Below are 11,890 nucleotides of genomic sequence, written 5' to 3' on the forward strand. Positions count from 1 at the left end.
AAGCTGAAGGCGTGGCATTTGGAAGCGGGTTGAACGAGAGTTTGTCGTTCGAAAATTAGGGCTTTGGGCTGAACATTTAGAAGAAAAGAAAAAGGCTGAGTCGTAAAACTCAGCCTTTCAGAACGTTAACTATGGATTACTTAAGCAATCTATTTAGTTAGGTCAATCTGGTAAACAGCAAAACCAACATCGTCAGTCGCAACACGTTTCATCGGGTATTGACCTTTCTCTTTAATGAACTCTGCTGCTTTGTCGCTTGGAGATGTTTCAAAGCGGATATCTAGCTTGTTATCCGTTTTGATTGGTGCAAATGACCAATTGTTATCTGCGCTTGGGCTCACTTGACCTTGTTCTTTGCTTACGCGAGAGATGTAGTTTGCAAGAACAGTACGGTTCTCATCTGGTGCATCAAATGCGATGAAGTCTTCACCTGTGCCTGGGAACTTAGCGCTGTATGCACGGTAGTTGTTGGTTGCGATCAGGAAGTCTTGCTTCATGTCGATTGGCTTACCTTGGTAAGTTAGGCCAACAATACGCTGTGAGTCAGGGTTAACGACTTTACAGTTTGCATCGTATTTCGCAGGTTGAGTTACGTCGATTTGGTAATCAACACCGTCGATAACATCGAAGTTGTAAGTGCGGAAGTTATCCCACTCGATCAACTGTTGTGGTGCTGTTGAGTTAACATCAACTTGGTTGAATTGACCAGCAGAACACTCAAGCCACTCTTTTACTTCGTGACCTGTTACCTTCATCGCAACTAGTGTGTTCGGGTAAAGGTATAAGTCAGCTGCGTTACGGAATGTCAGTTGACCAGATTCAACTTCAGTGAAGTTCGCTGGGTCATTCTTACGGCCACCAGCTTTGAATGGTGCAGCCGCGGAAAGTACTGGCGTACCATCTAGGTCAGGGTCACCTTGGATGAACTGTTCAACGTAATCTTTCTGTGCAAGGTTAACGATTTGAACTGTTGGATCGTCTTGTACTAGAGACAAGAAGCTGTACATCACATCGTCTGCTTTACCAATCGGTTGGTTAACAAACTCACGAGTACCAGCGTGGTCTTTTTCTAGTGCTGTTACGATGCCTTCATCAGCCGCAGCAAGAGATTTCTTCTCGATCTTGTCGTAGATAGGGCGTGCTTCTGATTGGCCTTTAACGACTTCCCACTTACCGTCTTTTTGTGCCAGTGTTAGGTCCATAACACCAACGTGGCTACCCCAACGACCTGGCATTACTGCCGCAACGCCGTTCATTGTGCCCGTTTCGTTGTCGATGCCTTGAATGTCATCAAAACCTTTACCTGGGAACACTGCGTGAGAGTGGCCGAATGCGATCGCATCAATGCCATCTACTTCAGATAGGTAGAACGTTGAGTTCTCTTCGCCATTTTTGTATGGGTCAGTTGATACGCCTGAGTGAGGGATAGCAACGATAACTTCAGCGCCTTCCGCTTTCATTTGAGGCACTAACTCGTTAGCCGTCTCAATGATGTCACGAGCGATCACTTTGCCTTCTAGGTTCTTCTTATCCCACGTCATGATTTGTGGTGGAACAAAACCGATGTAGCCGACTTTTACTTCATGCTCTACGCCTGCAGTATCTTCAAACGTGTGCGTCTTGATGATGTAAGGTGTGAAGTAGTGTTCTTTGGTTTTTGCGTCGTAAACGTTAGCACTGATGTACGGGAAATCAGCGTCGTTGATTGACTCTTCTAGGAAATCAAGACCGTAGTTGAATTCGTGGTTACCTAGGTTTGCAGCGTCGTAGCTTAGTTGGTTCATAGCTTTGTATGCAGGGTGAACTTCGCCTACTTCGATGCCTTTGTCTGCCATGTAGTCACCCATTGGGCTACCTTGCAGCAAGTCACCGTTATCAACTAATACGCTGTTGGTTACTTCGCTTTGAGCTTCTTTTACTAGAGTTGCAGTACGTGCTAAGCCAATTTTTTTCGATGGCTTGTCTTTGTAGTAGTCGTAATCCATTAGGTTGGTATGGATATCCGTCGTTTCTACGACACGTAATTTAATCACTTCATCGGTATCTGGTGTTGTTGTGCAGCCTGCTAAAGTCAAACCAAGACCCGCAAGTACAGCCAATGACAAAGGTTTCATTGCAACTTTCATTTTGTAGCTCCAAAGTGGATAGTAGAAAATTCGTTGCGTAATGTAACAAAACCGAATGAAACAATGATTACAACGAATGTTAATTCGTGACTTAGATCGATTACTTTATGGTGTTCTGCAAGACGCCTCACAAAGCTGCTCAATCGATGCGCAACTGATATCGATAATATTTAGTCCATTCATTTCACCTGCTTATCGGTAAATTCAATCCCTTATCAGCTTTTCGAATAAAAAATGAAATTTTAGAATTTCCAGTAATATGAGAGGCTCGTCATAATGCCTATATCAAGGACGTATCAGGCAGATGAATAGCAAGGATAGCTCAAAACGAAGCTTCTGTTTTCTTCTAGTGCCAATACTCCCATTCACTCAAGTGGATGAGTTAAATCCCTTGCTTGGCAAGACCAAGTAATGAATTGCTCGTAACGCGAGCCTTAAAGGAAGCACTGAAATGGACCAAGAACGTTTAACCCACCTAAAACAGCTCGAAGCGGAAAGTATTCATATTATCCGTGAAGTAGCGGCTGAGTTTGATAACCCAGTGATGATGTACTCCATCGGAAAAGATTCTTCTGTGATGCTTCATTTAGCTCGCAAAGCGTTTTATCCAGGCAAGATTCCATTCCCGTTATTGCATGTAGATACGGATTGGAAATTCCGCGAGATGATTGAGTTTCGTGATCGTACGGCTAAAAAGTACGGCTTCGACCTTTTAGTACATAAGAACCCAGAAGGTATTGAGATGGGTTGTAGCCCATTTGTACATGGTTCTTCGAAGCACACTGACATCATGAAAACACAGGGCCTTAAGCAGGCGTTAAACAAGTATGGGTTCGATGCGGCTTTTGGTGGTGCGCGTCGTGATGAAGAAAAATCTCGTGCGAAAGAACGTGTTTATTCTTTCCGTGATAAGAACCATACGTGGGATCCAAAAAACCAGCGTCCAGAGCTTTGGCACACCTACAACGGTCAGGTTAATAAGGGCGAAAGCATTCGTGTCTTCCCGCTATCTAATTGGACTGAGCTCGATATCTGGCAATACATCTATCTAGAGAGCATCGATATTGTTCCACTTTACCTTTCAGACAAACGCCCTGTAGTTGAGCGTGATGGCATGCTGATCATGGTTGATGATGACCGTATGGAGCTGCAAGAAGGTGAAGTGATTGAAGAGAAAAGCGTTCGTTTTCGTACTTTAGGCTGTTACCCATTAACCGGAGCGGTTGAATCTGAGGCGAATACGCTAACGGGCATTATTGAAGAGATGCTGGTGGCGACGTCTAGTGAGCGTCAAGGTCGAGCGATTGACCATGATCAGTCGGGCTCTATGGAGCTGAAAAAGCGCCAAGGTTATTTCTAAGAATCTAAGGAAAGAAAAATGAATAGTGCAGTAGAAGCCGAATTGGCTGAACTAGGGATTGAAGGTTATCTAAGTCAGCATCAGCATAAATCTATGCTTAGATTTTTAACTTGTGGCTCGGTAGATGACGGTAAAAGTACGCTAATCGGTCGCTTACTCCATGATACAAAACAGATTTATGAAGATCAGCTAGCGGCGGTTCACTCGGATAGCCAACGAGTGGGAACGACAGGTGAGAAACCTGATTTGGCACTGCTTGTTGATGGTCTGCAGGCTGAGCGTGAGCAAGGGATCACGATCGATGTGGCTTACCGCTACTTCTCGACTCAAAAACGTAAGTTCATTATTGCTGATACTCCTGGGCATGAGCAGTATACGCGCAACATGGCAACAGGCGCTTCAACGTGTGATCTGGCGGTGATCTTGATTGATGCTCGTAAGGGCGTTCTGGATCAAACACGTCGTCACTCGTTTATCTCTAACCTGCTTGGTTTGAAGCATTTCATCGTTGCTGTAAACAAGATGGATCTTGTGGAGTATTCACAAGATCGTTTTGAAGAGATTCGCGATCAGTATCTAGAGTTTGCAGAAAACCTAGAAGGTGAAACCAATATTCAGATCTTGCCAGTATCGGCGCTTGAAGGCATCAACGTTGCTGCACCAAGTAAAGAGCTTGCATGGTTCGAAGGCCCATCTCTGCTAGAAGTGTTAGAGAACGTCGACATTGACCAAAAGCGTTCGGCAGGTGAATTCCGATTCCCAGTTCAGTACGTCAATCGTCCTAACTTAGACTTCCGCGGTTTTGCTGGCACCGTTGCCTCTGGCCGTGTCAGTGTCGGTGATGAAATCAAGGCGCTGCCGTCGGGTAAAACCTCTAAGGTTGCACGCATTGTAACTTTTGATGGTGATTTGGAGTCTGCGCAAGCGGGCTTGGCAGTAACACTGACTCTTGAAGATGAGATTGATATCAGTCGTGGTGATTTGATTGTGCTAGAAAACGCGCAGATTGAATCCACTAACCACGTATTGGCTGACATCGTGTGGATGACAGAGCAACCATTGCAACCGGGCAAAGCTTACGACATCAAGATCGCAGGCAAGAAAACCGTTGGTCAGGTTGAAACGGTTCGTCACCAATACGACATCAACAACCTATCGACTCACGCTGTCGATGAGTTGCCATTGAATGGCATTGGCTTGTGTGAATGGTCACTGAACGAGACTGTCGCGCTGGATAAATACCGTGAAAGTGCCGATACCGGTGGCTTCATCGTTATCGACCGACTAACCAACGTGACGGTTGGCGCGGGTTTGATTCGAGACCGTTTGGACTCTGTTGAACAGCAAGTCGGTAACTTCTCTGCATTTGAACTTGAGTTCAACGCATTGGTTCGCAAACATTTCCCTCATTGGGATGCCAAAGATCTAAGCCAACTACTGAAGTCATAAACGACCAAGTAACAGCTTATTGAATCAGGCGGAAACCGATCGTTTCCGCCATAAAGGACGGGTATATGTGGCAACAAGGATTTGTATTAGCGATTTTGCTCGGCATCATTACTTGCCTGCTCGTTACCCGTATTAAGCCAAGCTTTATCTTTGCTGGCGCGGCGTTTATTGCTTTTATGGCTGGCATGATCGAGTTGTCGAGCTTGGCTAATAACTTCACTAACTCCTCGTTACTGACTTTAATTCTTCTGATCCTCGCATCAAGTGCGTTGGAGAAAACTCGCTTAATCAGCTGGGTTAGCCGCAATATCTCTGAAGGTAGGCTAGGTACCGTGGTTGCGAAGTTGGGTATTTCTACAGCGTTACTTTCTTCTTTTACTAATAACACCGCGGTGGTTGTTTCTTTGATCGGGGCGATCAAACGTAATCAACAGCACGCGCCGTCTAAGTTACTTATCCCTTTGTCATACGCTGCCATCTTAGGTGGCACCCTGACATTGATCGGCACCTCTACCAATTTGATCATCAATAGTTTTGTTGAAGATGCAGGTTTACCGAGCTTAAACTTTTTCACACCTACCTTGATCGGTTTAGCGGTTTTGGTCGGTGGGGTATTGATCCTTATTCCTCTTAGCTATTTTCTACCCAGCTACGATGATGGTTCTCAAGATGATCTGCCTTACTTTCTCGAGGCGCGAGTTGAGCCAGGTTCTCCATTAGTTGGCCGTAGCGTCAGTGAAAATAATCTTAGAGCTCTTAGAAAACTGTTCTTAGCCGAAGTGATTCGAGACGGTAAAACCACCGCGTCGATTGACCCTGATTTTATTCTTCAAGCTCGTGACCGATTGCTGTTTTGTGGTGATGTTGAGAGCGTGGCGACACTGCAAGAAATTCAAGGACTGACTCTGTTTGGTCAGCATCATTTGAATGGCCAGAGCTTTGTTGAAGTGGTGGTGAGTTCATCAGCAAGTTTTTGTAACAAAACCCTGAAAACTAGCCAGTTTAGAGACCGTTTCGATGCGGTTGTGGTTGCTATTCGTCGTGGCCATGAACGCCTAGAAGGTGGGCTAGGGAATATCACATTGACCGCTGGTGATACCTTGATTTTGGTTCCAGGTAAACGCTTTGAAGAACAGCGCCAACAACACAACAAAGAGTTTGTGTTGATGAATGACTTAGATTCGAGTGCCAAGCTTGATGCCGACAAATCGACGTTCGTGTTGCTCGGCTTTGCTAGCGTGATTGGTTTAGCCCTTATCGATGCAGTACCTATTATCAAAGGCTTAGCTGGTTTTCTACTGTTGCTGGTGGCATTTGGCGTGGTGCAACTGGGTGAGCTCCGCCGCCGTTTCCCAGTTGATATTGTGGTGATCGTGGGCTCTGCACTTTCTATTGCTCAACTGATGATTTCATCGGGTTTATCTGAGCGGATGGGGCTGATGTTTATGGAGGCGTTTAATGGCTGGGGCGTATTCGGTGCGTTAGTTGCTACCTACTTTATGACTTTGGTTTTGACAGAGCTGGTGACCAATAATGCGGCTGCAGCACTCTCATTTCCGATTGGCTACAGTATGGCAGTAGGTTATGGCGTTGACCCTATGCCGTTCATCATGGCGGTACTGTTTGGTGCCAGTGCCAGTTTTATATCTCCATACGGTTATCAAACCAACTTACTTGTTTATAGCGTAGGTAATTACCATTTAACGGATTACCTACGTATCGGCATTCCAATCTCGATTGTATATTCGGGCTTGGTGCTGACCCTAATTCCTTATTTTTTCCCATTTTAATGCTGTTTATTTAAAGGACTAATTATGACCGCAGTACTCAAACCCAAAGATGAGAATGTTGTGTGGCATCAACACTCGATTGATAAAACATTTCGCGCGGATCTGAAATCACAAAAGCCAGCCGTGCTCTGGTTCACGGGGTTGTCTGGTTCTGGTAAATCGACAGTCGCTGGAGCATTAGAAAATCGCTTGGCACAGCTTGGTTACCATACTTATTTATTGGATGGCGACAATGTGCGTCATGGATTATGTAGTGACCTTGGCTTCTCTGAGCAAGATCGTCGAGAGAACATCCGTCGTATTGGTGAGCTTGCTAAATTGATGGCAGATGCAGGCTTGATCGTGTTGTCAGCCTTTATTTCTCCGCATCAAGCTGAAAGGCAACTCGTGAGAGATTTATTGCCGGAAGGTGAGTTTCTTGAGGTGTTCGTCAATACTCCATTAGAGGTTTGCGAACAGCGTGACCCTAAAGGTCTGTATAAGAAAGCACGTGCCGGAGAGATCCCGAACTTTACAGGTATTAGTTCAGTGTACGAAGCGCCTCAGAACCCTGAGATTGATCTACCTGCAGGTGAGAAGACACTCGATGAATTGGTCGAACTGTGTATTGATGCGCTGGAGAAGCGAAATATCTTAGCCAACTGAGATCGTTGGTATGACTAAGGCTACTCAGCTGTTTATCTGTTTATTCACGACCGATAAATAGTGCAGCCTTAGTTTACCGAGACAAGAAACCTATCCTCTAGATTCTCTTTATTCCTCTCTATACTTCACTTTTTACACCGTCTATTTTAGCTCCGTCGAGTGTCTAGACGGTGTAATTTACGCTGCTTTTCACTTCTGTCTGTACTGTGAATTTCTGGCTCAATAGTGCAATCAGTTGGTTGTAATACTGCGTGTTTGGCTTGTTGCCAAGCAAGGTACAAAGCTCATTGCCTGTAGGGCTGAATCGATAGTAAACCAGCTTCACGCCTTTTGATAACGGTGCCAGTGACATGCTCTTACCTTGATAGGTTAGGTACAGGGCTGGATCGAAATCAATCTCTCCGGATTCCAATTCTGTACCCAGAATAATCCCGAGCTCTATCAAGTGGAGCAGGCTGGAGTAGGGCAGGTTGTGCCCACCAAGGTTGATGGTGTTGGTGGTATCCCTTTTGCCAAAGCTGAATAGCCCTGCATGAGATTTAAAACCGAGTAAGAGCTTTCTGCTGCTATCGCTACCAAAGCTACAACCCAGTGATGCCGCTCTTTGTAGAGTTAACGCTTCTTTTGGTGTCATGTCTTTTAAGATCTGCAGTGCCTTCATCGATGTCGAGCCTGGATTGGTGACTTCTCGTTTCAGTACTTGAGCCCATAGCCTTTGCATCGATGTATTGTGGATCTCTTGTGCCATGTCGAAGAAACGATATAGCCAGTCCTGATCCGGGTCTCCAGCCGCTTCATCCTTACACGAAGAGTGCGCCAACTTTAGAATCTGTTCTAGGTTCTTTTGGCGAAGCTCTCTACGCTTTTTCTCTCGCAATAGTGCCCGTTCGATAAGCGTACTCTCAGCTTTATCGTTTGGCTTGGCACTATGACTAATTAAGGAATCGAGGCCGAAGCTTTGTGCGATGTGCAGCATTCTGCTGGCACTGTCGGCAATATGAGGCTTTTTCTCATGCTTATGCTGTGTGTCGCTAGCATGCTCAATGATCACTGGCTGTTTAGTTTCTGACATAAGAGTACCGTTAGGAGATGACTCAAGACCAATCGTAGTAAATAATTGCTAAACCTAGCTTGTTAAAACGCTCGATAACTGAGCTACAATTTTTGATTGTAGAATAACTACTTATCAAAAAGCGCCGCCTTGCTCTTAAGCCTTTTTCCTACGCTATTCCTGAACACTTACTTATTGTGATTGGTATAACTGCCTAAAATGTAACTCTTTATCTTATTGGTGGCTAGATTTTGCGTGCAGAGTTGAAGGTTTCAACAAAATTTTACTTTTGCTAATGATAATAAAATGTTAAATTTGTTGTAGTTCTCAAGGAGGAGTTATGAATCAAGTCAATGATAACAAGCTGAAGAAACAGCTTAGTATAGGGTTATTACTCGCGACTTATGTCGCTGTTCTAGCTTACTTATCTAATTACATCGCGTAATTCAGAAGAAAATTATCGTTATTAAACTGTTATTGAATGATCGCACTCGTTCAGTGACGGCAGCTCATCCTTGAGCCACCCTTCTAATGACTACATGTCGTCATATTCTTCAATCGCAGTACCTTCAATAAGATAACCGGTTTGCGCTAAGTCATGGCTGATTGACTCAGTTTTCAGCGTTCCGACCAAATAGATCACATCCCATAACTGCTGTATTGGTGCACCTTTCGGGAACTTCACGTAGATGATTTGGTTCGGTGGTGGCGGTGGCACGTGGATACATGCGCCAAAGTACGGTACCAGCAGAAACTCAGTGATCATATTTTCATCACCTTCCAATGGAATCACAAAGCCAGGAATCTTTACTGTGCTGCCATTCAGCTCTGGGCGAACAGCACCAAGTGTTGATTGTTGAGGTTTATCCATACTATTGTGGTCAACCATCGGCATACCAAATGAATCTAGCTGAGCGCGCTCTGATTCTGGAATCAAATCAATCCATTCAAGTGTTAATACCGATTCGTCATTCTGAGTGGTTTCAGCGTGAGCTGTACTGATAAATGGGAACAGAAGTATCCCAAGTATCAGTAGGAATTTGCGTTGCATCGTAGGTTCCTATTTTAGATTCGAATCGTCATGCCATCAGACAATGACTGGCGGTAAGCCCTGAAAGCGGGAATAAAGCCGATAATGATTCCGGCAACTTGTACCAGCATAAGCAGTTTCCACTCATGCGGTGTGATTGCGGATATCGATATGTTGATACCATAACTTTGTTGCACAATAGGAGCAACCACTGCGATCAGCGCAAACAACACTGCAACACCTAATGTAATACCAAGGAAGGTTAGCGCACTGGCTTCACTGATCAGTAAACCAAACACATGACGAGGTCTTGCGCCCATCGCACGTAGGATGGCCATCTCTCGGCGCCTTTCTTGCAAGCTAGTGAGTAGGCTACTGAGCATGCCCAATAAACCGGCGACGACAACAAACCCTGAAACAATCAATAGTGCTTGTTCTGCTACAGCCATCATTCCCCACAATTCGTGAAGTGCAATGCCCGGCATAATGGCGCTTAAAGGTTCTTGGCGGTAGTTATTGATTTCTCTCTGCAGTGCGAAGGTTTGAATCTTCGAATTCAGCCCGAGCATCATCGCGGTAATCTGCTTCGGTTGGAAATCAAAAGTCTTTAAGGTTTCCGCATCCGGTGTATGTCCTAAATTAGCACCTGATTCCCAGCCAACGTGAATCGCTTCGATTGCCTCGAGCGATACGTGTACGGTTTTGTCTACTGGTGTTCCGGTTGGCGCGAGTATTCCCACAATCTTGAAGGGCAGATTATCGTGACGGCTAAACGCAACATCACTGATACCGTGCGCAAGAATGATTTGATCACCGATTTTGTAATCTAGCTTCTTCGCGACATCGGCACCAATCACTACATCAAATAGCTGTTCAAATTCTTTACCTTGTTGGAAAGTAAGTAATTGCTTACTTCCATAGCGATAGTTTTCAAAGTAGCTATGGTTGGTACCCATCACACGGAAGCCTTTGTGTGAATCGCCCAATGAGATTGGTATCGCCCACTTTACTGCGTTGTGCTGGCTAAATTCTTCATAGCTTTTCCAGTCGATGTTGTTGGTCGCATTACCGATTCTGAATACTGAGTAAAGCAGCAGGTTGACCTGACCAGAACGGCCACCAACGATAAGGTCAGTACCTGAAATCGTATTGGCGAAGCTGCTTTTTGCTTCGGTTCTAACGCGTTCTACGCCGAGCAAGAGAATGACAGATACAGCTACCGTGAGAATAGTGAGAATAGCCGTGGCTTTACGGTTGAGTACGCTTTTTAAGGCTAAGTGAGTAATTACTTTCATACGACAACCTTAGCTTGGTTAACGGTTTTTAAATCTATGGTTCGAGTGAACAACTTTTCTAGTGTTGGATCATGGCTAACAAAGATAAGAGTAGACCCTGCCTGGTTGGCTTGTTCTAACAACAGTTCGATAAAAGCTTCTCGGTTGTCATGATCCAAAGCCGAGGTTGGCTCGTCGGCAATAATGATTTTGGGTTGGCCAATCAAAGCACGAGCGGCAGCAACACGTTGTTGTTGACCTATGCTCAACTCGGTAACGGGCTTGTCCATTAAAGCTTGAGGTAGTTTTAATCGGAGTAACAACTCTCGAGCCGTCTCTTGTAAGCTTTTCTGGCTTTCAGCGACTTGCTGTTTACGTATCTGTGAAAACTGGCAAGGAAGCGTCACGTTATCGATAACTGATAGATAAGGAAGCAGGTTAAATTGTTGGAAAATATAACCAATATGATCGGCTCTGAATTTATCTCTTTGACGAGGTGTAAGCTGAGTGAGGTCTTGATCAAGGATAGAGACTTCTCCTTGCTCAGCTTGGTTGATTCCGGTCAGTAGCCCTAACAAAGTTGATTTTCCACAACCACTTGGCCCTTTAATAAAAAGGTGCTCTTGGGCTTGGATGTGAAGAGAGGGGATCTCTAGCGTTGGTGGTAATTCAGGCTTCCAACGAAAGCTGATATTTTCGAGTTTGACCACAAATGATGAACTGTCAGAAGACATGCTAGCTCCAATAATTAAAGCGGTGTATCTACTGGACAGTAATTTGAAGCATAAATTCCCCAGACACACCGATTTGAACAGCCAAGTAAGCGATGACTTACCTGACTGTTTATTTTACGTTTAATCCGATCTAGGAGTGATTAGAATCGGAAACTAATACGCTCTGCGTTAAGCACTTCTTGTACTTGAGCTGTGTCTGTTAGTAAGTTCACAGTCATTTTTTCTGTATTACCGAACTTAGAGAACCATTGAGTGCTAACTGTGTCTAGCTTAGCAACGTCTGAACATTGGTAATGGTACTCAACGGTGAATTCGCCGTGGCCACCTTCAGAGTGGTCATGACCTTCGTGGTCATCATGATCGTGTTCAGCGTGGTCATGGTCTTTGTGGTCGTCATGATCGTGCTCAGCGTGGTCATGGCCTTCGTGGTC

General features: G+C 44.9%; 10 protein-coding genes. 4 read left to right on the forward strand and 6 right to left on the reverse strand.

Annotation, left to right across the window (positions count from 1 at the left end; genetic code table 11):
• Window positions 1-149: 149 nt before the first annotated feature.
• Window positions 150-2,126 (reverse strand): bifunctional 2',3'-cyclic-nucleotide 2'-phosphodiesterase/3'-nucleotidase, encoded by a 1,977-nt coding sequence (locus AB4161_RS13910; RefSeq protein ID WP_372083489.1) that lies wholly within the window; start codon window positions 2,124-2,126, stop codon window positions 150-152.
• A gap of 415 nt (window positions 2,127-2,541) precedes the next feature.
• Between AB4161_RS13910 and cysD the strand changes: the two genes are divergently transcribed.
• The 4 genes from cysD to cysC all read left to right on the forward strand — a co-directional run bounded on the left by cysD (window position 2,542) and on the right by cysC (window position 7,370).
• Window positions 2,542-3,486 carry a sulfate adenylyltransferase subunit CysD gene (gene cysD, locus AB4161_RS13915; RefSeq protein WP_226088532.1) on the forward strand — a complete coding sequence of 315 codons (945 nt, stop codon included), beginning with the start codon at window positions 2,542-2,544 and terminating at the stop codon, window positions 3,484-3,486.
• Between the two features lie 18 nt (window positions 3,487-3,504).
• Window positions 3,505-4,935 carry a sulfate adenylyltransferase subunit CysN gene (cysN, locus tag AB4161_RS13920; RefSeq protein WP_017063719.1) on the forward strand — a complete coding sequence of 477 codons (1,431 nt, stop codon included), beginning with the start codon at window positions 3,505-3,507 and terminating at the stop codon, window positions 4,933-4,935.
• A gap of 65 nt (window positions 4,936-5,000) precedes the next feature.
• Window positions 5,001-6,725, forward strand: coding sequence for an SLC13 family permease (locus tag AB4161_RS13925; RefSeq protein ID WP_372083490.1), 1,725 nt, complete (start codon window positions 5,001-5,003; stop codon window positions 6,723-6,725).
• Window positions 6,726-6,749: 24 nt separating this feature from the next.
• Window positions 6,750-7,370 carry an adenylyl-sulfate kinase gene (gene cysC / locus AB4161_RS13930; protein WP_017067555.1) on the forward strand — a complete coding sequence of 207 codons (621 nt, stop codon included), beginning with the start codon at window positions 6,750-6,752 and terminating at the stop codon, window positions 7,368-7,370.
• A 163-nt stretch (window positions 7,371-7,533) separates the two neighbouring features.
• On the opposite strand, the gene AB4161_RS13935 is transcribed toward cysC, so the two are convergent.
• The 5 genes from AB4161_RS13935 to AB4161_RS13955 form a co-directional block, all read right to left on the reverse strand.
• Window positions 7,534-8,442: a TIGR03899 family protein gene (locus tag AB4161_RS13935; RefSeq protein ID WP_372083491.1), complete on the reverse strand. Its 909-nt coding sequence runs from the start codon at window positions 8,440-8,442 to the stop codon at window positions 7,534-7,536.
• Window positions 8,443-8,956: 514 nt separating this feature from the next.
• A complete protein-coding gene (locus AB4161_RS13940; protein WP_248369743.1) occupies window positions 8,957-9,472 on the reverse strand; it encodes a DUF3299 domain-containing protein in 516 nt (171 codons plus the stop codon).
• A 14-nt stretch (window positions 9,473-9,486) separates the two neighbouring features.
• Window positions 9,487-10,746, reverse strand: coding sequence for an ABC transporter permease (locus AB4161_RS13945; RefSeq protein WP_171733238.1), 1,260 nt, complete (start codon window positions 10,744-10,746; stop codon window positions 9,487-9,489).
• A complete protein-coding gene (locus tag AB4161_RS13950) occupies window positions 10,743-11,459 on the reverse strand; it encodes an ABC transporter ATP-binding protein (protein WP_248339190.1) in 717 nt (238 codons plus the stop codon). The genes AB4161_RS13945 and AB4161_RS13950 overlap by 4 nt, the downstream gene beginning before the upstream one ends.
• 140 nt (window positions 11,460-11,599) lie before the next feature.
• A partial coding sequence (locus AB4161_RS13955; RefSeq protein ID WP_372083492.1) for a DUF2796 domain-containing protein occupies window positions 11,600-11,890 on the reverse strand: 291 nt, incomplete at its 5' end.

Origin of the sequence: Vibrio sp. 10N.286.51.E5 (assembly GCF_041469125.1) — a bacterium.
Lineage (GTDB): Bacteria > Pseudomonadota > Gammaproteobacteria > Enterobacterales > Vibrionaceae > Vibrio > Vibrio crassostreae_C.

Bases quoted from the DNA above. Each gene is read 5' to 3' on its own strand.
- AB4161_RS13910 (WP_372083489.1), bottom strand. From the start codon at position 2,126: ATGAAAGTTGCAATGAAACCTTTGTCATTGGCTGTACTTGCGGGTCTT.
- cysN (WP_017063719.1), top strand. From the start codon at position 3,505: ATGAATAGTGCAGTAGAAGCCGAATTGGCTGAACTAGGGATTGAAGGT.
- AB4161_RS13925 (WP_372083490.1), top strand. From the start codon at position 5,001: ATGTGGCAACAAGGATTTGTATTAGCGATTTTGCTCGGCATCATTACT.
- cysC (WP_017067555.1), top strand. From the start codon at position 6,750: ATGACCGCAGTACTCAAACCCAAAGATGAGAATGTTGTGTGGCATCAA.
- AB4161_RS13935 (WP_372083491.1), bottom strand. From the start codon at position 8,442: ATGTCAGAAACTAAACAGCCAGTGATCATTGAGCATGCTAGCGACACA.
- AB4161_RS13940 (WP_248369743.1), bottom strand. From the start codon at position 9,472: ATGCAACGCAAATTCCTACTGATACTTGGGATACTTCTGTTCCCATTT.
- AB4161_RS13945 (WP_171733238.1), bottom strand. From the start codon at position 10,746: ATGAAAGTAATTACTCACTTAGCCTTAAAAAGCGTACTCAACCGTAAA.
- AB4161_RS13950 (WP_248339190.1), bottom strand. From the start codon at position 11,459: ATGTCTTCTGACAGTTCATCATTTGTGGTCAAACTCGAAAATATCAGC.